Annotated in this window: 25 protein-coding genes; 8 read left to right on the forward strand and 17 right to left on the reverse strand. The window is 71.2% G+C overall.

The features are described 5' to 3' along the window. The first annotated feature begins 47 nt into the window (after positions 1 to 47). Together ACF06X_RS19680 and ACF06X_RS19685 are read left to right on the forward strand one after the other, a co-directional pair. Positions 48 to 1010, forward strand: a complete 963-nt coding sequence (locus tag ACF06X_RS19680; protein ID WP_392288549.1) for a CAP domain-containing protein — start codon at positions 48 to 50, stop codon at positions 1008 to 1010. 126 nt (positions 1011 to 1136) lie between these two features. Then, entirely contained in the window at positions 1137 to 1394 is a 258-nt protein-coding gene (locus ACF06X_RS19685) for a hypothetical protein (RefSeq protein WP_392288550.1), read from the forward strand. Between the two features lie 43 nt (positions 1395 to 1437). On the opposite strand, the gene ACF06X_RS19690 is transcribed toward ACF06X_RS19685, so the two are convergent. Next, entirely contained in the window at positions 1438 to 1659 is a 222-nt protein-coding gene (locus ACF06X_RS19690; protein WP_392288551.1) for a hypothetical protein, read from the reverse strand. A 184-nt stretch (positions 1660 to 1843) separates the two neighbouring features. Here ACF06X_RS19690 and ACF06X_RS19695 point away from each other — a divergent pair, with 184 nt between their 5' ends. Then, positions 1844 to 2227, forward strand: a complete 384-nt coding sequence (locus tag ACF06X_RS19695; protein WP_392288552.1) for a winged helix-turn-helix transcriptional regulator — start codon at positions 1844 to 1846, stop codon at positions 2225 to 2227. 13 nt (positions 2228 to 2240) lie between these two features. On the opposite strand, the gene mutM is transcribed toward ACF06X_RS19695, so the two are convergent. From mutM to ACF06X_RS19740, 9 genes are all read right to left on the reverse strand, one after another. Then, positions 2241 to 3119: a bifunctional DNA-formamidopyrimidine glycosylase/DNA-(apurinic or apyrimidinic site) lyase gene (gene mutM / locus ACF06X_RS19700; protein WP_392288553.1), complete on the reverse strand. Its 879-nt coding sequence runs from the start codon at positions 3117 to 3119 to the stop codon at positions 2241 to 2243. A gap of 181 nt (positions 3120 to 3300) precedes the next feature. Next, positions 3301 to 4197 carry a ribonuclease III gene (rnc, locus tag ACF06X_RS19705; protein ID WP_392288554.1) on the reverse strand — a complete coding sequence of 299 codons (897 nt, stop codon included), beginning with the start codon at positions 4195 to 4197 and terminating at the stop codon, positions 3301 to 3303. A gap of 19 nt (positions 4198 to 4216) precedes the next feature. Continuing rightward, a complete protein-coding gene (gene rpmF / locus ACF06X_RS19710; protein WP_030496967.1) occupies positions 4217 to 4390 on the reverse strand; it encodes a 50S ribosomal protein L32 in 174 nt (57 codons plus the stop codon). Positions 4391 to 4392: 2 nt separating this feature from the next. Beyond that, on the reverse strand, positions 4393 to 5112 hold the full coding sequence (locus ACF06X_RS19715; protein WP_392288555.1) for a YceD family protein: 720 nt from the start codon (positions 5110 to 5112) through the stop codon (positions 4393 to 4395). Positions 5113 to 5183: 71 nt separating this feature from the next. Continuing rightward, positions 5184 to 6269 (reverse strand): ATP synthase F0 subunit B, encoded by a 1086-nt coding sequence (locus ACF06X_RS19720; protein WP_392288556.1) that lies wholly within the window; start codon positions 6267 to 6269, stop codon positions 5184 to 5186. 109 nt (positions 6270 to 6378) lie between these two features. Beyond that, positions 6379 to 6870 carry a pantetheine-phosphate adenylyltransferase gene (gene coaD / locus ACF06X_RS19725; RefSeq protein ID WP_392289022.1) on the reverse strand — a complete coding sequence of 164 codons (492 nt, stop codon included), beginning with the start codon at positions 6868 to 6870 and terminating at the stop codon, positions 6379 to 6381. 26 nt (positions 6871 to 6896) lie between these two features. Beyond that, entirely contained in the window at positions 6897 to 7481 is a 585-nt protein-coding gene (rsmD, locus tag ACF06X_RS19730; RefSeq protein WP_392288557.1) for a 16S rRNA (guanine(966)-N(2))-methyltransferase RsmD, read from the reverse strand. A 74-nt stretch (positions 7482 to 7555) separates the two neighbouring features. After that, on the reverse strand, positions 7556 to 9760 hold the full coding sequence (gene recG / locus ACF06X_RS19735) for an ATP-dependent DNA helicase RecG (protein ID WP_392288558.1): 2205 nt from the start codon (positions 9758 to 9760) through the stop codon (positions 7556 to 7558). Between the two features lie 141 nt (positions 9761 to 9901). Further along, positions 9902 to 11491, reverse strand: a complete 1590-nt coding sequence (locus tag ACF06X_RS19740; protein WP_392288559.1) for a DAK2 domain-containing protein — start codon at positions 11489 to 11491, stop codon at positions 9902 to 9904. A gap of 229 nt (positions 11492 to 11720) precedes the next feature. On the opposite strand from ACF06X_RS19740, the gene rpmB reads away from it, so the two are divergent. Next, entirely contained in the window at positions 11721 to 11906 is a 186-nt protein-coding gene (gene rpmB, locus ACF06X_RS19745) for a 50S ribosomal protein L28 (RefSeq protein WP_003957616.1), read from the forward strand. A 151-nt stretch (positions 11907 to 12057) separates the two neighbouring features. Here rpmB and thiD read toward each other — a convergent pair whose 3' ends face one another. Together thiD and ACF06X_RS19755 are read right to left on the reverse strand one after the other, a co-directional pair. Further along, positions 12058 to 12855, reverse strand: coding sequence for a bifunctional hydroxymethylpyrimidine kinase/phosphomethylpyrimidine kinase (gene thiD / locus ACF06X_RS19750; protein WP_392288560.1), 798 nt, complete (start codon positions 12853 to 12855; stop codon positions 12058 to 12060). Further along, positions 12852 to 13814 carry a thiamine-phosphate kinase gene (locus ACF06X_RS19755; protein WP_392288561.1) on the reverse strand — a complete coding sequence of 321 codons (963 nt, stop codon included), beginning with the start codon at positions 13812 to 13814 and terminating at the stop codon, positions 12852 to 12854. The genes thiD and ACF06X_RS19755 overlap by 4 nt, the downstream gene beginning before the upstream one ends. A 230-nt stretch (positions 13815 to 14044) precedes the next feature. On the opposite strand from ACF06X_RS19755, the gene ACF06X_RS19760 reads away from it, so the two are divergent. Together ACF06X_RS19760 and ACF06X_RS19765 are read left to right on the forward strand one after the other, a co-directional pair. After that, positions 14045 to 14278: an Lrp/AsnC family transcriptional regulator gene (locus ACF06X_RS19760; RefSeq protein WP_158990895.1), complete on the forward strand. Its 234-nt coding sequence runs from the start codon at positions 14045 to 14047 to the stop codon at positions 14276 to 14278. 23 nt (positions 14279 to 14301) lie between these two features. Next, positions 14302 to 14793, forward strand: a complete 492-nt coding sequence (locus ACF06X_RS19765; RefSeq protein ID WP_392289023.1) for a DUF3515 domain-containing protein — start codon at positions 14302 to 14304, stop codon at positions 14791 to 14793. Positions 14794 to 14853: 60 nt separating this feature from the next. On the opposite strand, the gene ACF06X_RS19770 is transcribed toward ACF06X_RS19765, so the two are convergent. The 3 genes from ACF06X_RS19770 to ACF06X_RS19780 all read right to left on the reverse strand — a co-directional run bounded on the left by ACF06X_RS19770 (position 14854) and on the right by ACF06X_RS19780 (position 17856). Next, positions 14854 to 15993 carry a D-alanine--D-alanine ligase family protein gene (locus ACF06X_RS19770; protein ID WP_392288562.1) on the reverse strand — a complete coding sequence of 380 codons (1140 nt, stop codon included), beginning with the start codon at positions 15991 to 15993 and terminating at the stop codon, positions 14854 to 14856. Positions 15994 to 16105: 112 nt separating this feature from the next. Further along, positions 16106 to 17107 carry an NAD(P)H-dependent glycerol-3-phosphate dehydrogenase gene (locus ACF06X_RS19775; RefSeq protein WP_392288563.1) on the reverse strand — a complete coding sequence of 334 codons (1002 nt, stop codon included), beginning with the start codon at positions 17105 to 17107 and terminating at the stop codon, positions 16106 to 16108. Continuing rightward, on the reverse strand, positions 17104 to 17856 hold the full coding sequence (locus ACF06X_RS19780; RefSeq protein ID WP_392288564.1) for a lysophospholipid acyltransferase family protein: 753 nt from the start codon (positions 17854 to 17856) through the stop codon (positions 17104 to 17106). The genes ACF06X_RS19775 and ACF06X_RS19780 overlap by 4 nt, the downstream gene beginning before the upstream one ends. 161 nt (positions 17857 to 18017) lie before the next feature. Between ACF06X_RS19780 and cofC the strand changes: the two genes are divergently transcribed. After that, on the forward strand, positions 18018 to 18665 hold the full coding sequence (gene cofC / locus ACF06X_RS19785) for a 2-phospho-L-lactate guanylyltransferase (RefSeq protein WP_392288565.1): 648 nt from the start codon (positions 18018 to 18020) through the stop codon (positions 18663 to 18665). A gap of 10 nt (positions 18666 to 18675) precedes the next feature. Beyond that, positions 18676 to 18885 carry a hypothetical protein gene (locus ACF06X_RS19790; protein ID WP_392288566.1) on the forward strand — a complete coding sequence of 70 codons (210 nt, stop codon included), beginning with the start codon at positions 18676 to 18678 and terminating at the stop codon, positions 18883 to 18885. Positions 18886 to 19074: 189 nt separating this feature from the next. Here ACF06X_RS19790 and ACF06X_RS19795 read toward each other — a convergent pair whose 3' ends face one another. Both ACF06X_RS19795 and ACF06X_RS19800 read right to left on the reverse strand, forming a co-directional pair. Then, entirely contained in the window at positions 19075 to 19749 is a 675-nt protein-coding gene (locus tag ACF06X_RS19795) for an HU family DNA-binding protein (RefSeq protein ID WP_392288567.1), read from the reverse strand. A 143-nt stretch (positions 19750 to 19892) separates the two neighbouring features. Next, positions 19893 to 20120, reverse strand: a complete 228-nt coding sequence (locus tag ACF06X_RS19800) for a hypothetical protein (protein WP_215066552.1) — start codon at positions 20118 to 20120, stop codon at positions 19893 to 19895. Between the last annotated feature and the right edge of the window lie 14 nt (positions 20121 to 20134).

Below are 20134 nucleotides of genomic sequence, written 5' to 3' on the forward strand. Positions count from 1 at the left end.
CAAAGATCAGCAAAGCGCACAGCAGAGGTCGTCAGGAAGGCAGAGCAATGGGACGCCATCGTCGCTCCGGCGCCGCGCCCGCCGCAGAAGAGTACGCGGCCGGCACGGACCGCCTGCACCCCGGTGCCCGCAAGAGGTGGGGCGTGCCTGTGCGCACCGGTCTGCTCGGCGCCTCGGCCGCCGTGGCGGTCGGCGCGGTCGCCGTCGCCGCGGGCCTGCTGCCCGGCGGGGACACCTCCACCGTCGGGAGCGCCGGCTCCGACAGGCAGCGGCAGGCCGAGTCCCGGCAGGCCCCGGAGCTGACGACGCAGGGCGGTTCCTCGGCGACCCCGACGAGCGGGTCCCCGACCCCGGCCAAGGGCTCCGGCAAGGCGCCCGGCAGGACGTCCTCCCCCTCCGCCACGCCTTCCGCCAAGCCCTCCCCTTCCGCGACCCCGTCGAAGACCGCCGCGAAGACCCCCGCGCCGAAGCCGTCGAAGACGGTCGCCACCGTCACGCCGAAGAAGCCGACGCTCCCCAAGCCGACGCCGACGCGCACCCGCACCGCCACGCCGAAGCCGACCCCGCCCAAGCCGGCCCCGACGACCGAGAAGCCCGTCGTGCGCGCCCCGGCCCCGCCGAGGGTCTCCCGCGACGCGGCCGCCGAGGCGGAAGTCGTCCGGCTGGTCAACGTGGAGCGGGCCAAGGTGGGCTGCTCCGCGGTGCGCTCCGACGCCCAGCTGGCGGCGCTTGCCGACGCCTTCAGCGAGGACATGGCGCGGCGCGGTTTCTTCGACCACACCGACCCCGACGGGGCGACCCCGTGGGAGCGCGCCGCCAGGGCGGGCATATCGGGCATGGCCGGCGAGAACATCGCCCGCGGCCAGGTGGACGCGGCGGCCGTGATGGCGGCGTGGATGACCAGCGACGGCCATCGCGCGAACATCCTGAACTGCGACTACACGACGATGGGCGTCGGCGTGCACTTCGCCGACGGCGGCCCGTGGTGGACCCAGGACTTCGGCTTCTGAGATTTCCGCAGGTCAGCGACCTATGAGCTGGCGTGGGCCGTCTCGGGGCCGTCATCGGCGACCGGAGCGGCCCATACTGCGTCTACGGCGGCCCGCGTGCCACCGACCTCGTTGTACGGTGCGGCCATGCCTCAGCCCACGTATGGATCAGACGCCCCAGTCACCTCGCGAGAAGCCCTGATCCACCACATCCAGCAGCTTCGCGAGGATCTGCTCGCCAACGGCGACGGCTGGGAGAACCCGAGCCTGGAGCGTTACCTCGAGTCCATGGCCGCATGGATCAACGATTCAGCGGGCTACCACCGCTCTCGGGGCGAGGAGCCCCCCGGACCGGACTGGGAGTTCATCGGCAACGCTCTGCGGGCCGCCGCTATGTACGAGTGAGTGAATGCCACGACGGTTTTCAAGATCGGTGCAGCCCTTGGCCTCAGGCGAAGGGAGAGACTCCAGCAGTCTCAAGGTGATCAAGCAGGTCTTGAAGACACGCGTCCGGCGAAGGCTGGTCAGTACGAAAGAACGAATCCTTGCCCAGGACTCCGCCCGAGACGATCACCATCCATCGTGTTCCCGGCGTGCGCTCGCCGTCAGCTTTGAAAACTGCGCAGCACCCCTGCTCGGTCAGCCATTCCATGAGTTCCACGATGTCCATGCCCACCCCTCTCCTGTAGACGATGACAACAGCGCACCGGCCCTTTGCGGCTCAAGGGAGCGAGTAGCGGTTGGTTCGCAGGTCAGAGAACCGGTGCGGCACTTCTTCGGCTTCTGAGCCGTACGGCTATCCGCTCGACAGCGCAACCTCATGGGCGGCGCTGCGCCCGCGTAGGGTAGAAGGCATGAGTGACGACCTCGTTTTCGACGTGTTCGCCCGGGCCTGTGCCTCGCGCGAGACGCTGGAGCATGTGACGGGGCGCTGGGGCTCGCTCACCCTGGGGGCGCTGTACGAGGGCTCGTTCCGCTTCAACGAGCTGCGCCGCCGGGTCGACGGCGTGAGCGAGAAGATGCTGTCGCAGACGCTGCACGCGCTGGAGCGCGACGGGCTCGTCCATCGTGAGGCGCAGCCGACCAATCCGCCGCGCGTCGACTACCGGCTGACGCCCCTGGGATACGAGATCGCGGAGCAGCTGCGCGGCCTGATCGACCTGGTCGAGGGCCGGATGCCCAAGGTGCTGGCCGCGCGCGAGAGCTACGACGCCGGGCGCGCGCCCGCCGCACCCTGACGAGCGGGCTCCGTCAGGCCCCGATGGTGACGGCGGCCGTGGCGCGGGGCGGGCGCTGGCAGCGCGGGCAGAAGTAGCTGGACCGGTTCATCCAGGGGCGGCGGCGCATCGGCGTACCGCAGCGGTGGCACGGTTCGTCCTCGCGCCCGTAGGCGTCCAGCGACCGGTCGAAGTAACCGGACTCTCCGTTCACGTTGACGTAGAGGCTGTCGAAGCTGGTGCCGCCGGCCGCGAGGGCCGCGTTCATGACGTCCCGTACATGGCCGAGGAGTTCGGCGGAGCGCGGCCGGGTGAGGCTCGCGGTGGGCCGTTCGTAGTGCAGTCGGGCGCGCCAGAGCGCCTCGTCGGCGTAGATGTTGCCGACCCCGCTGATCAGCGACTGGTCGAGCAGCGCCCGCTTGATGGTCGTACGGCGCTGGCGCAGGGCCGCCTGGAAGGCGGCGTCGTCGAACTCCGGGTCCAGCGGGTCGCGCGCGATGTGCCCGATCACGTCGGGCAGACCGTCGGGGGTGTTCTCGTGCAGGGAGAGCCCGCCGAAGGTGCGCTGGTCGACGAAGCGCAGCTCGGTGCCGAGGGCGTCGTCGAAGCGGACACGGATGCGCAGGTGCTTCTCGTCCGGGGCGCTCTCGGGCTGGACGAGCAGCTGGCCGCTCATGCCGAGGTGCCCGAGGACGGAGGAGTCGGAGTCCGCGAGCGGGATCCAGAGGTACTTGCCGCGCCGCCGGGCGGTGCCCAGGCGGTGGCCCATGAGCCGGGCGGCGAAGTCCGCGCCGCCGGCCGGATGCCTGCGTACGGCGCGCGGGTGGAGGACCTCGACCTCGCCCACGGTCCGCCCGTCGACCCAGCGCTCAAGACCGCGCCGTACGACCTCGACCTCGGGCAACTCGGGCACGGGACTCCTCCACGGAGGTAGGGAAAAGAGAGCTTCGGAAAGCTTCGGACGACCTTCGAAGCCTATCGCCCGGCCCGGGAAGCCCGGGAAACGGTCAAGCCCGGGAAGCCTGGGAAGCCGGTCAAGCCCCTGGAAAAGGCGACGACCCCGCCGGGGCGGGGTCGTCAGGAAACGGTGGGCGTCAGGTCGAAGCCTGGTCCGCGGGGTGCTCCGTGGGCCGGTCCACGGAGACGTCCGTGGAGGAGTCCGTGGGTTCGTCCGCGGCTCGGGCCGCGGCTGTGTCCGTGGCGGAAGAGAGGTCGGCGACCTCTTCCGTACCCGCTGCCACGGCGGCCTTCGCCGCCGCCAGGCGCTCGTCCGCCGCCGCGCGGATCGCACGCCACGCGGACTCGGCGGCCTGCTGCTCCGCTTCCTTCTTGCTGCGGCCGGTGCCGGTGCCGTACGAGACACCACCGACGCGGGCGGCAGCAGTGAAGGTCTTCTCGTGGTCCGGGCCCGTCTCGGAGACGAGGTACTCCGGGACACCCAGGCCCTCGGCCGCGGTGAGTTCCTGGAGGCTGGTCTTCCAGTCCAGTCCGGCACCGAGGTTCGAGGACTTCTCGATCAGCGGGTCGAAGAGCCGGTGCACCAGCTCCGATGCCGCGTCGAGGCCCTGGTCGAGATAGACCGCACCGATCACCGCTTCCAGGGTGTCGGCGAGGATGGACGCCTTGTCCCGGCCGCCCGTGCCCTCTTCACCCCGGCCGAGCCGGATGAAGGAGCCGAGTTCGAGGCCGCGGCCGACCTCCGCCAGCGCACGCGAGTTGACCACCGCGGCCCGCAGTTTGGCCAGCTGGCCTTCCGGCAGGTCGGGGTGGGTGCGGTACAGCGTGTCCGTGACCACCAGGCCGAGCACGGAGTCCCCGAGGAACTCCAGCCGCTCGTTGGTGGGCAGGCCGCCGTTCTCGTACGCGTACGAGCGATGCGTCAGCGCACGCACCAGAAGGGCGGACTCGAGCTGATACCCGAGCCGCCCTTCCAGAAGCGTGTGGGACGAGGCATTGTCCGTCTTGTTGTCCGTCTTGGGGGACTCAGACATTGCGCCTCTCACCAGCCACTCAGACCGAGAGGACCTGGCGCTTGTTGTAGGTGCCGCAGCTCGGGCACGCGATGTGCTGCTGCTTCGGCTCCTGGCAACGCTCACACGAAACCAGGGTGGGGACCGCAGCCTTCCACTGCGACCGGCGGTGGCGCGTGTTGCTGCGCGACATCTTCCGCTTCGGAACAGCCACGGCTACTTCTCCTGCTTCTCGTCGACGCCCGCTTCGGCGCCGCTCATGTTGTCCTTCTCATCGGTTCCCAGCGAACCGGCGAGTCCCTGCAGTGCCGCCCAACGCATGTCGACGGCGTCATGGTGGTGGTCCGGGTGGTCGTTCAGGTTGATTCCGCATTCGGAACACAGACCCGCACAGTCCTCCCGGCACACCGGCTGCATCGGCAGTGCGAGCACCACCGCATCACGCAGCACGGGTTCGAGGTCGAACATGCCGTCCTCGAGGGGGATCATGTCCTCGTCGTCCTCGGCTTCGTCGTCCGCGGCCGCCTTGGAGCGGCCCCGGTCGTCGGAGTCGGGGTACGAGAACATCTCCTGGAAGTCCACGTCGAGCTCGAGCTCGACGGGCTCCAGACACCTTACGCACTCCCCCTCGGCCGATGCACGGGCGGTGCCTGTGACAAGCACCCCTTCCATGACCGACTCGAGACGGAGATCAATCTCCACGGGCGCGCCTTCCGGCACACCGACGACCCCGACGACACCGAAATCCGCGGGGGCCGATACCGAGCGGGAGAGCCGCTGCAGGGCACCAGGACGCCGCCCCAGCTCGTGCGTGTCGAACACGAGGGGGTTGCGGTGGTCGAGGCGCGTGCTCAGGGCTCTTCCTGCTTTCGGATCGAGAGAGGGGCTGCCGTGTTCGAATCGAGAGACGAAGCGGGCAGCCTGGATCGCGGACATACGCGCGACCGAAGAGCCAGGATACTGGACGCTTCGCCCAGGGCCCAATCCGGCCTTGGCCAAGACCCGGCTCAGTGCCCCTGACCGTGGCCCTGACCGTGCCCCTGCTCGTACCGGCGCAGCTGCTCCAGGTCGATCATGCTCGTGTCGAAGAAGCTGGTCTCGTCCAGGGCGGCGCCCTGCGGCTGCGGGGCCTGCGCCTGCGGGACCTGCGCCTGCTGCTCGTAGCCGTACTGCTGCTGGTAGGCGTACGGGTCGGCCGTCTGGGGCTGCTGGTACGCGTACGGGTCCTGGTGCTGGTAGCCGTACGCGTCCTGCGGCTGGGGCTGGGGCTGCTGGTAGGCGTACGGGTCAGGCTGCTGGGCGGGGATCTGCGGGACGTGTTGCGGGGCGGGCTGCGCGGCCTGCCGGCGCACCGGCTCCGGGTCGGCCAGCTCCGCGAGCCCGGCCAGGTAGTCCGCGTCGCTGGTGTGCACCGCGCCGCCGCCGGCCGCGTCCTGGGCCGCCATGTGCTCGCCGAGGGCGTCGCTGGTGGTGCGTCCGTGCAGCTTCTGCCGGCCGCGGCCGACCGCCTCCAGGGTCTTGGAGAGGACGGCCTCGAACGCGCCCAGCTTGGCGTCGACGTACTCGTCGGCCCGGTGGATCAGGGTCTGCGGGTCGGCGCTGTACTCGGGGGCGTCCTCGTCCGCGTAGCCGTTCTGGTCGAGCCCCGGGCCGCGGCCGAGGAGCTTCTCACGACCGCGGTCGACGGAGCCGATGGTCTTGTTGAGGACGACCTCGAAGTTGGCGAGCTTGGAGTCGACGTAGTCGTCGGCCTCGGCGCGGATCTCCTCGGCCTCGCGGCGGGCCTCGGCGAGGATCCGGTCCGCCTCGTCCTGGGACTGGCGGGCGACCTGGGTGTCGGAGATCAGCGAGCCGCGCTCCGCGTGGGCGGCCGCGATGATCCGCTCGGCCTCCTGCCGGGCCTGCTCGACCATCTGCTCCCGGCCGCCGAGGAGCTCCTGGGCCTGGGCGAGGGAGCCCGGCAGGGCCTCCCGTACCTCTTCGAGCATGGCGAGCAGCTCGGCGCGGTTGACCACGCAGGACGCCGACATGGGCATGGAGCGGGCGTTTGTGACCGTCGAAACGATCTCGTCGAGCTTCTTCTGCACGTCCACCGGGTGCTCGCCACTCTCTACAGCTGGATGGAGACGGACGGGACGACTGTAAGGGCAGTCGGCGCCGCCCGACACCGGGTGACGGTCTGTCAGGAGGTGTGGCCGAGCGTCACTGTTGAGCGCGCTGCTGGGCGAGGCGCTCGTTGAGCCTGCCGAGGACGGCCTCCGGCACCAGGTGGGAGACGTCGCCGCCCCAGGCGGCGACCTCCTTGACCAGGGAGGACGACAGGAAGCTGTAGGTGGGGTTGGTGGGGACGAAGAGGGTCTCGACGCCCGAGAGCCCGTTGTTCATCTGCGCCATCTGCAGTTCGTAGTCAAAGTCGCTGACGGCCCGCAGACCCTTCACGATGGCGGGGATGTCACGCTGCTTGCAGAAGTCGACGAGGAGGCCGTGGAAGGACTCGACCTCCACGTTGCCGAAGTCGGCCGTCACCTCGCGGATCAGCTCGATCCGCTCGTCGACGGTGAACAGGCCCTTCTTGGACTGGTTGATCATCACCGCGACGTGTACGACGTCGTACAGCTTGGAGGCGCGGGCGATGATGTCGAGATGTCCGTTGGTGATGGGGTCGAATGACCCCGGACAGACGGCGCGGCGCAACTTGGGTCCCTCGCTCTCCGGTCCGGTCATCGTGCGTCTTCGCACGTAGAGGCGGCGCGACCGTACCAAAACGTTCCCTCGCCGTAGCGACGGGCCCGCAGTGGCTCGAAACCGGCCGGCCAGCCGAATTCCCCGCCTCGGGTGCTGCGCTCCACGGTGACGAGGGCGTCGTCGCTGAGCCAGCCCCCGGAGCGGAGTGTGAGGAGGATCTCGCGAAGATCGTCGTCCGAGACGGCGTACGGCGGGTCGAGGAAGACCACGTCGTAGGGGGCGGCGGGGGCCGGACCCGTCACGATCTGTTCCGCTTTGCCGGTACGGAGTTCGGCGCCGGGCAGCCCGAGCACGCGGATGTTCTCGCGGACGGTCTTCGCGGCGCGGGGGTCGGCCTCGACCAGCAGGGTGTGCGAGGCGCCCCGGGAGAGCGCCTCCAGACCGACGGCGCCCGAACCCGCGTAGAGGTCGGCGACCCTGGCCCCGTCGAGGGTGCCGAGGAGCGACTCCCAGGTCGAGAAGAGGCCCTCGCGCGCCCGGTCGGAGGTGGGGCGGGTGCCGTTGCCGGGGGGCACGGCCAGTCGGCGTCCGCCGGCCGTACCGGCGATCACGCGGGTCATCTGAGGTCCTCGTCCTTCGCTGAGATCGGTGTCTCCACGATATGGCCGGTGAGGGGGGTGTGACGCACCCGTGGTCACCCCTTCTCCAGGAACTCCTCCCGCTCCTTGTCCAGGAGCGCGTCGAGGGCGGTGCGCAGCTCCGGGTGGTCGGTGAGGTCGGGGTCGGCGAGAACGACGGCGGTGGCCTCCTCGCGGGCGGCGGCGATGACCTCCTCGTCGTCGATGACGGTGAGCATCCGGAGGGAGGAGCGGACGCCGGACTGGGCCTGGCCGAGGACGTCGCCCTCCCTGCGCTGTTCGAGGTCGATCCGGGAGAGTTCGAAGCCGTCGAGGGTCGAGGCGACGGCGCCGAGGCGCTGGCGGGCCGGGCTCGCCTCGGGCATCTCGGTCACCAGGAGGCAGAGGCCGGGCGCGGAGCCGCGGCCGACGCGGCCGCGCAGCTGGTGGAGCTGGGAGACGCCGAAGCGGTCGGCGTCCATGATCACCATGGCGGTGGCGTTGGGGACGTTCACGCCGACCTCGATGACGGTGGTGGCGACGAGGACGTCGACCTCGCCGGCGGCGAAGCGGCGCATGACGTCGTCCTTGTCGTCCGGGTGCATCCGGCCGTGCAGGACCTCGATACGGAGCCCGGCGAGCGGGCCGACCTTCAGCTTCTCGGCGACCTCCAGGACGGCGAGCGGCGGGCGTTTCTCGGCCTCGTCCTCGGCGGAGGGCTTCTTCTTCGCCTTGGGGTCGTCCTCGCCGTCGCCGATGCGCGGGCAGACGACGTACGCCTGGTGCCCCTTCTCCACTTCCTCGCGCACGCGCTCCCACGCGCGCGTGAGGAAGTGCGGCTTGTCGGCGGCAGGGACGACATGGCTGGCGATCGGCGAGCGGCCGGCGGGCAGCTGGTCCAGGACGGAGGTCTCCAGGTCGCCGAAGACGGTCATGGCGACCGTGCGCGGGATGGGCGTCGCGGTCATGACGAGCAGGTGAGGGGGCTGCTTCCCCTTGCCGCGCAGGGCGTCGCGCTGCTCCACGCCGAAGCGGTGCTGTTCGTCGACGACGACCAGGCCGAGGTCGTGGAACTTCACCTTGTCCTCGATCAGCGCGTGCGTGCCGATGACGATCCCCGCCTCGCCCGTGACGAGGTCGAGGAGCGCCTGGCGGCGGCCCGCGGCGCCCATGGAACCGGTGAGCAGGACGACCTTGGTGGCGTTCTCCGCTCCGCCCAGCATCCCGCCCTGGGCGAGCTCGCCCATCATCTCGGTGACCGAGCGGTGGTGCTGCTGGGCGAGGACCTCCGTGGGCGCCAGCATCGCGGCCTGTCCGCCCGCGTCGACGACGGCGAGCATGGCCCGCAGGGCCACCATCGTCTTGCCCGATCCGACCTCGCCCTGGAGGAGGCGGTGCATGGGGTGTTCGGTGGCGAGGTCGTCGAAGATCTCCTGGGAGACCTTCTTCTGGCCGTCGGTGAGGGTGAAGGGCAGCTTGGCGTCGAAGGCGTCGAGGAGTCCGCCTGGTGCGGGTCTCCGGGCGACGGCGGGCAGTTGGGTGTCCGCGTACCTGCGGCGGGCGAGGGCGACCTGGAGGACGAACGCCTCGTCCCACTTGAGCCGCTGCCGGGCGTCCTCGATGTCCGCCCTGGTACGGGGGCGGTGGACCTTCATGAGCGCCTCTGGCAGGTCGGCGAGGCCGCGTCCCTCCCGCAGGGCGGGCGGCAGCGGGTCGGCGAGCCCGGCCCAGCCGGTGGCCTCCAGGGAGTCCAGGGCGATGGAGACGGACTGCTCGATGGTCCAGGACTCCAGCTGCTTGCAGGCGGGGTAGATCGGCAGCAGTTCGCTCGCGAAGGCCTTGACCGTCTCGTCGCTGCTGTCGGCGTCCAGGAGTTTGTACTCGGGGTGGGAGAGCTGGAGCTTGCGGTTGAAGACGCCGACCTTGCCGGCGAACATCCCTCGGCGGCCCGGCAGGAGTTCCTTCTGGTGGAAGAAGACCGACCGGCCGAAGAAGACCAGCTGCATCCGCCCGCTGCCGTCGGTGATGGTGACCTCGAGCCGCTGGCCCTTGCCCCGGCCGCCCTTGTTGAAGGTGAGCACACGCGCGTCGGCCACCTGCGCCACGACCGTCACGTGCTCGTCGAGGGGCAGCTCGGCGAGGGCGGTGAGCTCGCCGCGCTCGGCGTACCGCCGCGGGTAGTGGTGGAGCAGATCGCCGACCGTGTGCAGGTCGAGGTGGTCGGCCATCACCTTCGCGGTGGCGGCGCCGAGCAGGTTCTTCAGCGGGTCACCGAGCAGCACGGCCGCTCCCCTCGGACAGATCCGTCAATGTTCGCAGTGGTTCGTTCTTCGGTGGTTCGTTCTTCGGTGGTTCGTTCTTCGGTGGTTCGTCGAGCGCGGGCACACGATCCATTGCACACCACGGCACCGACAACCGTCCCGCTACTCCACGCCGATCAGCAGCGGCGGCGCCCCGACGCCCGCGTGGTACGTCGCCGTGTCCACCGCCAGGTACGTCTCGCGGACATGGCGTTCGAGCTCGGCCGCCAGTGCCGGCGGGGTCTCGTCCGCGACGATCAGGGTCACCAACTCGCCGCCCGCCGACAGCATGCGGTCCAGGACCGTGCGGGCCGTCGTCGTCAGGTCCTGGCCGATGACCGCCACGTCGCCCTCGATCAGGCCGAGGACGTCGCCGGCCTGGCAGACGCCGGCGGAGGTGAAGGACTGGTGTTCGGCGACGGCGAGTTCGGCGTAGCGCGTCGCGCCCGCCGCCGCCGTCATCGCCACCACGTCCTCGTCGAAGCGCCGCTCCGGTTCGTGGACGGCGAGGGCCGCGATGCCCTGGACGGCCGCCCGGGTGGGGATCAGGGCGACCCGGATGCCCTCGGCGCGGGCCTGCTCGGCCGCCGCGCCCGCCGTGTGCCGCAGGTCCGTGTCGTTGGGCAGGAGCACGACCTCGCGCGCGTGGGCCCGCCGGATCGCGTCGACGAGCTCGCCGCTGGCCGGCGGCTCGCCGGGCCTGGCCAGGAGCGTCGTCGCGCCGGCCTCCTCGCACAGGCCGGCGAGGCCCTCGCCGGGAACCACCGCGACGACGGCGCGCTGGGCCTGCTCCCGTACCTCGGAGACGCCCGAGAAGTGGGTGATACGGATCCGGTGCGGCCGTCCCGCCTCCACGCCCGCCTCGACCGCCGCGCCGGCGTCGTCGACATGGACGTGGACGTTCCACAGCCCGTCGCCGCCGACGACGACCAGGGAGTCGCCCAGCGCGTCGAGCCGGGCCCGTAGCCGCTCCACGGCCGCGTCCTCGGCCTCCAGGAGGTAGATCACCTCGAAGGCGGGGCCCGCCGGGCCGGTCTCCGCGTCGCACTCCTCGACGGCCACGGCCGGCCGGTGCGCTCCGGCGGGCCGCACCTGCGCCTCGCCGGAGACGGCCTCGACCAGCGCGCCGAGGACGGCGACCAGACCGCGCCCGCCGGCGTCCACGACCCCGGCGCGTCGGAGCACGGCGAGTTGTCCGGGGGTCGCCTCCAGCGCGCTCCTGGCTCCGTCGTACGCCCCCTTGGCCACCGTCACGAGGTCTCCGCCCCCGACGCACGCCTCGGCGGCGGCGCCCGCCACCGTGAGGATCGTTCCTTCGACGGGGTGGGCCACGGCCTCGCGGGCCGCGCGGGCCGCCGCCGCCAGCGACCGGGCGAGGTGATCCCCGTCACGACCGTCGGCGAGCACGGAGGCCATCCCCCGAAGGAGCTGCGAGAGGATCGTCCCGGAGTTGCCGCGGGCGCCGATCAGGGCGCCGTGCGCCATGGCCCGTATGGCGTCGGTGGCGTCGGGCTCGTCGGCTGCGAAGACGGCCTCGACGGCCTGGGCGGCGGATTCCACGGTCAGGTAGAGGTTGGTGCCGGTGTCCCCGTCGGCGACCGGATAGACGTTGATCGCGTCGATCTCCTCGCGCTCCCGGCCGAGCGCGTCCAGGGCCCGTACGCACCAGGATCGGACCGCCGCGGCGTCGAGGGTCTGCGCGGTCTGCGGCAACGGGGGATCCTCCTGTAGATGGCGGTCGCACCGCAGGTTAGCCCCGCTCGCGACCTGGGCCGGGGCGGGGGGCGGCGCTCGCCATGGTAGTTTCGTTCTACGGGAGCAGCCGTTGTATGCTGCTTCGGTTGCCCGGCGAGAGTCGGGCCATTCCCCCGGCAAGCCACTTCAGATCTCTGATTCCGGTGCGCCGGATTTCACTGTAAATCTGAAGTCTTTGGAGTGACCCGTGGCTGCCAACTGCGACGTCTGCGGCAAGGGGCCGGGCTTCGGCAACAACATTTCGCACTCGCACCGCCGTACGTCTCGTCGCTGGAACCCGAACATCCAGCGTGTGCGTGCCGTGGTCGGTCGGACGCCGAAGCGGCTCAACGTCTGCACCTCGTGCATCAAGGCCGGCAAGGTCTCGCGCTAAGTGATGCTCCCCGCGCAAGCGGGGATGATCCCGCCGACGTTTTGTCGTAGCGCAGCCCTGCGGTTGCCTTGAAAGGCCGGTTCACCTTGGTGAACCGGCCTTTTGCCATGCCCGGAGGCAGGCCACCCGGGCCTGAGCCCGGGCCCTCGGCCTAGCGCGTCCGCCAGCCGTGGTCCACCGGGCCGATCCCCGCGCCCAGCGCGAATCCGGCGGCGATCGCCCCCGTGACGTACTCCTTCGCCTCCCGCACCGCCCGCACCACCGGCAGCCCCTTCGCGAGCCCCGCCGCCACGGCCGAGGCGAGCGTGCAGCCCGTCCCGTGCGTGTGCCGGTTGTCGTGCCGCGGCGCCCGCAGCCAGTGCTCCTCGGTGCCGTCGGTGAGCAGGTCCACCGCGCTGTCGCCGGTGGGCAGGTGTCCGCCCTTGATCAGCGCCCAGCGCGGTCCGTACGACAGGATCGCCTCGGCGGCCACCCGCATGTCGCTCTCGTACACGACGTGGACGCCGGTGAGCTGCGCCACCTCGTCCAGGTTGGGTGTGGCCACCGTCGCCGCGGGCAGCAGCTTCGTCCGTACGGAGTCCAGCGCGGAGGCCGCGAGCAGCGGGTCGCCGTGCTTGGAGACCCCCACGGGGTCGACGACCACCGGCGCGTCCGTTCCCGCGAGCAGCTCCGCCACGGTCTCCACGAGCGAGGCCGAGGAGAGCATCCCGGTCTTGACCGCCTGGACGCCGATGTCGTCGACGACGGCGCGGTACTGGGCGCGTACCGCCTCCTCGGGAAGCTCCCAGACGCCGTGGACGCCGCGCGAGTTCTGGGCGGTGACGGCGGTGACCACGCTCATCCCGTGGGTCCCGAGGGCGAGCATCGTCTTCAGGTCGGCCTGGATGCCGGCGCCGCCGCCGGAGTCGGACCCGGCGACGGTGAGGACGAGGGGCGGGGGGAGGCTCACTCGGCCCCTCCGAAGTGGTCCCAGCCGCCCGTGGTGTGCCAGGGTGCCCCGTCCACGGTCACCTGGGGCAGGGCGGAGGGGTTGAGAACCTCGCCGATGACCTTCCAGCGGGCAGGCAGCTTCACGTCCGGCGGGAAGGTGGCCACGATGGCGTGGTCCTCTCCCCCGGTGAGCACCCACTGGAGCGGGTCGACGCCGACGGCCTGGCCGATGTCGTTCATCTGCGTGGGGATGTCGATGCTGCCGGACCGCAGGTCGATGCGGACCTTGCTGGCCTCGGCGATGTGGCCGAGGTCGGCGATGAGGCCGTCGCTGACGTCGCACATGGCGGTGGCGCCGAGCCCGGCGGCCGCGGGGCCCGCGTGGTACGGCGGTTCCGGCCGCCGGTGGGCCTCGACGAAGGCGCGCGGGGAGCGGAAGCCGCGGGAGAGGACGGCGTAGCCGGCGGCGGACCAGCCGAGCCAGCCGGTGTACGCGACGACGTCGCCGGGCTGGGCGCCGCCCCGGGTCACCGGGTCGTGGTTGCGCAGATCGCCGAGGGCGGTGATGGCGACGGTGATGGTGTCACCGCGGACGACGTCGCCGCCGACGACGGCGGCGCCGGCGACCTGGCACTCGTCGCGCAGCCCGTCCATGAGTTCGGTGGGCCAGGTGACCGGGAGTTCGGCGGGGACGACGAGGCCGAGCAGGAGCGCGGTGGGGACGGCGCCCATGGCGGCGATGTCGGCGAGGTTCTGCGCCGCCGCCTTGCGGCCCACGTCGTACGCCGTCGACCAGTCGCGGCGGAAGTGACGTCCTTCGAGCAGGATGTCCGTGCTGGCCACCACGCGCCGGTCCGGTGCGGAGACGACCGCGGCGTCGTCGCCGGGCCCGACCCGTACCGCCGGGGTGGAGGTGAGCCGTGAGGTGAGCTCCCTGATGAGCCCGAACTCCCCCAACTCGCCGACTGTGCCCTTCACCGCGTCTCACCTCGTGTTGTCATGCCGGCGCGCGGGTCGCTCTGCGGGTCGCGAGCCGTCATTGCGCTGGGTACCGTCAAGTAGACCGTCAACTTCTGTCGTGCGTACGCCACACTGTGGACGCCTCCGGGCGTGCGGGTCTCCCCGTGGCCCACGGCGACGCGGTACCGTGGCGAACCTTTCATCGGGTTCTTTCTCCCAATGATCCTCGTGGCCGCCCTGGAGGTTCCGTGGTACAGGCGTACATCCTTATTCAGACCGAGGTGGGTAAGGCGTCGACCGTCGCCGAGACCATCGCCAAGATCCCGGGCGTGATCCAGGCGGAGGACGTGACCGGACCGTACGACGTGATCGTCCGCGCGCAGGCGGACACCGTCGACGATCTCGGCCGCATGGTGGTCGCCAAGGTCCAGCAAGTGGACGGCATCACGCGAACCCTCACCTGCCCGGTCGTCCATCTCTAGCCCCCGTCTACCCTTGGCCGGTGATGTCTTCCCACCGGCCCTTCGGCCTGCCCGTCGCCGCCGCAGCGCTGGCGCTGCTGACCGCCGCGGGCTGCTCCTCCACGAACGCGAAGGCGTCGGTCCCGGTTCCCAGCCCTCCGGCGGAGGAAGCCGCCTTCTGCCAGGCGCTGGCGAAGGAGCTTCCCGACACCGTGGCGGGGCTGGAACGGAACGATCCGGAGCCTGACTCCGAGCTGACCGCCGGCTGGGGGGACGCGGCGATCGTACTGCGCTGCGGCGTCCCCCGGCCCGAAAAGATGACCGATCCGCAGGCGCAGGGTGTCTCCGTCGACGGCGTGCGCTGGATGGTGGAGCAGCGGGAGGGCGACGGGCCCCGCTTCACCTCGGTGTACCGCGAGGCGTACATCGAGGTGACGCTGGACGAGCGGTACGCGCAGGACGCCGCCCCCCTCGTGGATCTCGCCGCCCCGGTGAAGCAGACGGTGCCGTGCGCCCTGGACCCGGAGTGCGACTGAACCGGAGCGTGCACGAACCGGAACGCGCACGAACCGGAGCGTCCGCGAACCGGGGCCTGCCTAGCGCAGGCCCGTCGAGCGGTTCAGCGCCGCCTGGATCAGCCGGTCGACGAGCTCGGGGTAGCTCACGCCGCTCTCCTGCCACATCCGCGGGTACATGGAGATGGGGGTGAAGCCGGGCATGGTGTTGATCTCGTTGATGACGAAGTCGCCGTCCTCGGTGAGGAAGAAGTCGGCGCGGACCAGGCCCTCACAGGAGACGGCCTCGTAGGCGGCGACCGCCAGGCGCTGGACCTCGGCGGTGGCCTCGTCGCCGATCGGCGCGGGCACGATCCCGGAGGCCGAGTCGATGTACTTGGCCTCGAAGTCGTAGAAGTCGTGGTCGGTGACGGGCGGGATCTCGGCCGGCACGCTGGCGCGCGGGCCGTCCTCGAACTCCAGCACGCCGCACTCGATCTCGCGGCCGCGCAGCAGCGACTCGACGAGGATCTTGGGGTCGTGGCGCCGGGCCTCCTCGATGGCCTCGTCCAGGCCCGAGAGGTCGTCGACCTTGGTGATGCCCATGGAGGAACCGCCGCGGGCGGGCTTCACGAAGAGCGGCCAGCCGTGGTCGGCGGCGAACTCGACGATCTTCTTGCGGGCGGCGGCGGGGTTCTGCTCCCACTCCCGGGGCCGGATGACCTCGTACGGGCCGACGGGCAGCCCGAAGGAGGTGAACACCCGCTTCATGTACTCCTTGTCCTGGCCGACGGCGGAGGCGAGGACGCCCGCGCCGACGTAGGGGACGCCGGAGAGCTCCAGGAGGCCCTGGAGGGTGCCGTCCTCGCCGTACGGGCCGTGCAGCATCGGGAAGACGACGTCGACCTCGCCGAGCGCCTTGGGCACGGAGCCGGGCTCGGTGTGGACGACCTCGCGGTTGGCCGGGTCGACGGAGAGGACGACGCCGCCCTCCCGGGACTCGACGAGGTCGGAGACGTTCGGCAGGGAGCGGTCGGCGATGGCCATCCGCTCGGGGGCGTCGGCCGTCAGCGCCCAGCGCCCGTCGGTGGTGATGCCGATGGGCAGCACGTCGTACTTGGTCCGGTCGATGGCGCGCAGGACGGCGCCGGCCGTGACGACGGAGATGGCGTGCTCGGAGCTGCGGCCGCCGAAGACGACGGCCACGCGCGGCTTGCGGGGGCTCTGGGTGTTCTCGCTCATAACGCGTTGAGCGTACCCTGCGTCTCCGGCGTGCTTAAGAGCCCCGGTCCGCCGCGCGCGTCCGGCCCAACGGGCCCTTGGCGGCGGGCCCGGCGGAGAGGATCGGCCGTGCTCAGCCCCGCTCGGGCTTCGCGCTGCGCGACATCAGTTCCTTGAGGGCGACGATCGGCGGCTTGCCCTCGTGGACGATGGAGACGACCATCTCGGTGATCGGCATGTCGACGCCGTGGCGGCGCGCCAGATCGAGCACGGACTCGCAGGACTTGACGCCCTCGGCGGTCTGCTTGGTGGCCGCGATGGTCTCCTGGAGCGTCATCCCGCGGCCCAGGTTGGTGCCGAAGGTGTGGTTCCGGGAGAGCGGCGATGAGCAGGTGGCGACCAGGTCGCCGAGGCCGGCGAGGCCGGAGAAGGTGAGCGGGTCGGCGCCCATGGCGAGGCCGAGCCGGGTGGTCTCGGCCAGTCCGCGGGTGATGAGCGTGGCCTTGGAGTTGTCGCCGAGCCCCATGCCGTCGGCGATGCCGACGGCGAGCCCGATGACGTTCTTGACCGCTCCGCCGAGCTCGCAGCCGACGACGTCGGTGTTGGTGTACGGGCGGAAGTACGGGGTCATGCAGGCGGCCTGGAGCCGCTGGGCGACCGACTCGTCGGCGCAGGCGACGACGGCGGCGGCGGGCTGCCGGGCGGCGATCTCCTTGGCCAGGTTGGGCCCGGTGAGGACGGCGACGCGCTCGGCCGGGACCTTGGCGACCTCCTCGATGACCTCGCTCATCCGCTTGGCGGTGCCCAGTTCGACGCCCTTCATGAGGGAGACGAGGACGGTGTCGGGGGCGAGCGCGGGGGCCCATGCGGCGAGGTTGCCGCGCAGGGTCTGCGAGGGGACGGCGAGCACGGTGAACTCGGCGTCGCGGGCGGCCTCGGCGGGGTCGGTGGTGGCCCGGACGGCCGCCGGGAGTTCGACGCCCGGGAGATAGTCGGGGTTGGTACGGGTGGTGTTGACGGCGTCGACGAGTTCGGCGCGGCGGCCCCACAGGGTCACCTCGCAGCCCGCGTCGGCCAGCACCATGCCGAAGGCGGTGCCCCACGATCCCGTACCGAAGACGGCTGCCTTGGTCACTTCTTGCCCTCCCCGGCGGCCTTGCGCCGCTGTTCCAGCCGTGCCCTGCGGTGGTCGTACGGCTCGGGCGGGGCCTTCTCGCCGCGGACCTCCTCCAGGATCGCGGTGATCGCGGCCATGATGACCTCGGTCGCCTCGCGCAGCACCTCGGGCGTCGGCTCCCGGTCGTAGAAGCGGGAGAGGTCGACGGGCGGGCCGGCCTGCACGATGAGCGTCTTGCGCGGGAACAGCCGGAGCTTGTTCTCCTTGGCGTACGGCGGCATCGCGAGGTTGGCGCCCCACTGGGCGACCGGGATGACGGGGGCCTTGGTGAGCAGCGCGACGCGCGCGGCGCCGGTCTTGCCGGCCATGGGCCACATGTCGGGGTCGCGGGTGAGGGTGCCCTCGGGGTAGAAGGCGACGCATTCGCCGCGCTCGATGGCCTCGACGGCGGCGCGGAAGGCGTCCAGCGCGTCGGTCGTCTCGCGGTAGACGGGGATCTGTCCGGTGCCGCGGAGCATCATGCCGACGAACGAGCCCTTGAAGAGGCCGGCCTTGGCGAGAAAGCGCGGGACCCGTCCGGTGTTGTACTGGAAGTGCGCGTAGGACAACGGGTCCAGATACGAGTTGTGATTCACGGCGGTGAGGAATCCGCCGTCGGCCGGAATGTGTTCCGCTCCGCGCCAGTCCCGCTTGAACAGAACCACCAGCGGCGGTTTAGCGATGACCGCCGCCAGGCGGTACCAGAAGCCGATTCTGCGGCGGGGCACTCGGACACCTTCCTCTGGGACTGGCATGCAGGGGGTCAAGTGTCGCCCCATGCTCCTGGTCTGTCGAGAACACCGTACGCCCCGGGATCCCGGGGTCGCCGGGCACCGCTCCCCCGGCCCGTCGGACACCGGCGGGGGGTGTCGGGTCACAATGGGCCGCGATGAACACCGATCCGGACGACGGCTGGTCCCTGGTCGTCCCCCTGAAGCCCCTTGCGCGGGCGAAGAGCAGGCTCGCCGCGGCCACCGGGGCGCTGTTACGTCCCCGGCTCGCGCTGGCGTTCGCGCAGGACACGGTGGTCGCGGCGCTGGCGTGCCCGCGGGTGCGGGATGTGGCGGTCGTCACGGACGATCAGGCGGCGGGGCGGGCGCTTTCGGCGCTCGGGGCGCGGATCGTGGCCGACTCCCCGGGGGCCGGGCTCAACGCGGCGCTGGCGCACGGGGCGCGTTCCGTGCGGGACGCGCGCCCCGCGGCGCGGGTGGCGGCGCTGAACGCGGACCTGCCGGCGCTGCGCTCCGCGGAGCTGGCCCGGGTCCTCCAGGCCGCGGCGCAATTCCCCCGGGCATTTCTGGCGGATGCCGCGGAAATCGGTACGACATTCCTCTCGGCCGGTCCGGGAGTGGAATTGGCACCTGCTTTCGGAGGTGCTTCGCGCCGTCGGCATTTGTCTTCCGGAGCGGTGGAAATCCGGCTGGCGGGGGTGGATTCCGTACGCCGGGACGTCGACACCGGGGAGGATCTGGCGGCGGCGCTCGCCCTGGGTGTCGGTCCGCGGACGGCGGCCCACTGGGATCGTGCGGCCGGATAGGCTGCGGTCCATGCAGGCGACCGCGTACACGTACGACCCCGAGACCCGCAGCGGCAGTGTGCTGCTCGACGACGGCACCCCGGTGGAGTTCGGGGCCGAGGCGTTCGACGCGGGCGGGCTGCGGTTGCTGCGGCCCGGGCAGCGGGTGCGGATCGAGACGGAGCCGGGCGCCGAGGGCGCGGGCCCGCGGATCACGCTGGTGACGCTGCAGACCCTCTGAGCCGACGCCGGGCCGGACGGGGCGACGACGCCGGGTCGGCTCGGGGTCGGCGCTGGGCCGGACAGGGCGGCGACGGCGGGTCGGCGCTGGGCCGGACAGGGCGGCGACGGATGCCGGACGCGCCGCGGGCCGGGCTCCCCGAGGGGGAGCCCGGCCCGGCGTGTGAGTGGCCCTGTGACCCTGCGCCGCTTACTTCTTGCGGGCGGTGGTGGTCTTCTTGGCGGGGGAGGTCTTGCGCGCGGTGGTCTTCTTCGCCGGCGCCTTCTTCGCCGTGGCCTTCTTCGCCGGGGCGGTCTTCTTCGCGGTGGTCTTCTTGGCGGCGGCGGTGGTCTTCGCCGGCGTCGCCTTCTTGGCGGTCGTCGTCTTCTTGGCGGCGCTCGCGGTCTTGGTGGCGGTGGTCTTCTTCGCCGCGGCGGTGGTCTTCTTCGCCGGAGTGGTCTTCTTGGCGGCGGCCTTCTTCGCCGCGGCGGCGGAGGTCTTCTTGGCGGCGGCCTTCTTGCCGGCGGCCTTGGCGATGGTGGGGGGCGGGCCGGAAAGGCTGCCCTTGGGCGCCTTCTTGACGGCGACCTCGCCGCCCTTGGGGAGCTTCTTCGAGCCGCTGACCAGGTCCTTGAAGCCCTGACCGGCACGGAAGCGGGGCACGGAGGTCTTCTTGACCCGGACGCGCTCACCCGTCTGCGGGTTGCGGGCGTACCGGGCCGGGCGGTCGACCTTCTCGAACGAGCCGAAGCCGGTGACCGAAACTCGGTCCCCGCCGACCACGGCACGCACGATCGCGTCCAGCACCGCGTCGACAGCATCGGCGGCCTGCTGGCGGCCGCCCATCTTGTCGGCAATCGCTTCTACGAGCTGCGCCTTGTTCACGTCTTCCCCTTCGGAGACATTGCCAGAACGAAAGTGTTCAAGCTTTTTCGCACGTTAGGCATGTATATACCGCAAATCAAACACGAAACGGGCTAATCACCCTAGTGCCGCAACGGTGAAGTGCCGTTGCGGAGTTCCTGGTGTCAGTCGTCTTCAGGGAATCGGCCCTCGTCGAGGTCCTTCATCAACCGGTCCAGACGCGCTGCGGCGTCCGTGAGATCGTGCTTCGCCGCGGCCGTCACGACCAGCAGCTTCCGGGACAGCGCCATCCTTACGCCCTCCGGGACTTGCAGTTCGCGCACCCTTGTGTGCGCTTCCTTCAATCGGGCGGCGACTGCCTCGTAGAGCTCGAGTTGGCTGTCGCGTTCCATGCACCGATTGTGCC

This window comes from Streptomyces sp. NPDC015346 (assembly GCF_043078785.1).
Taxonomy (GTDB): domain Bacteria; phylum Actinomycetota; class Actinomycetes; order Streptomycetales; family Streptomycetaceae; genus Streptomyces.

What these genes read in the sequence shown, in the direction of transcription:
- ACF06X_RS19680 (WP_392288549.1), top strand. Translation starts at nt 48, where the DNA reads ATGGGACGCCATCGTCGCTCCGGCGCCGCGCCCGCCGCAGAAGAGTAC.
- ACF06X_RS19685 (WP_392288550.1), top strand. Translation starts at nt 1,137, where the DNA reads ATGCCTCAGCCCACGTATGGATCAGACGCCCCAGTCACCTCGCGAGAA.
- ACF06X_RS19690 (WP_392288551.1), bottom strand. Translation starts at nt 1,659, where the DNA reads ATGGACATCGTGGAACTCATGGAATGGCTGACCGAGCAGGGGTGCTGC.
- ACF06X_RS19695 (WP_392288552.1), top strand. Translation starts at nt 1,844, where the DNA reads ATGAGTGACGACCTCGTTTTCGACGTGTTCGCCCGGGCCTGTGCCTCG.
- rnc (WP_392288554.1), bottom strand. Translation starts at nt 4,197, where the DNA reads ATGTCTGAGTCCCCCAAGACGGACAACAAGACGGACAATGCCTCGTCC.
- ACF06X_RS19715 (WP_392288555.1), bottom strand. Translation starts at nt 5,112, where the DNA reads ATGTCCGCGATCCAGGCTGCCCGCTTCGTCTCTCGATTCGAACACGGC.
- rsmD (WP_392288557.1), bottom strand. Translation starts at nt 7,481, where the DNA reads ATGACCCGCGTGATCGCCGGTACGGCCGGCGGACGCCGACTGGCCGTG.
- ACF06X_RS19765 (WP_392289023.1), top strand. Translation starts at nt 14,302, where the DNA reads ATGTCTTCCCACCGGCCCTTCGGCCTGCCCGTCGCCGCCGCAGCGCTG.
- ACF06X_RS19770 (WP_392288562.1), bottom strand. Translation starts at nt 15,993, where the DNA reads ATGAGCGAGAACACCCAGAGCCCCCGCAAGCCGCGCGTGGCCGTCGTC.
- cofC (WP_392288565.1), top strand. Translation starts at nt 18,018, where the DNA reads ATGAACACCGATCCGGACGACGGCTGGTCCCTGGTCGTCCCCCTGAAG.
- ACF06X_RS19790 (WP_392288566.1), top strand. Translation starts at nt 18,676, where the DNA reads ATGCAGGCGACCGCGTACACGTACGACCCCGAGACCCGCAGCGGCAGT.
- ACF06X_RS19800 (WP_215066552.1), bottom strand. Translation starts at nt 20,120, where the DNA reads ATGGAACGCGACAGCCAACTCGAGCTCTACGAGGCAGTCGCCGCCCGA.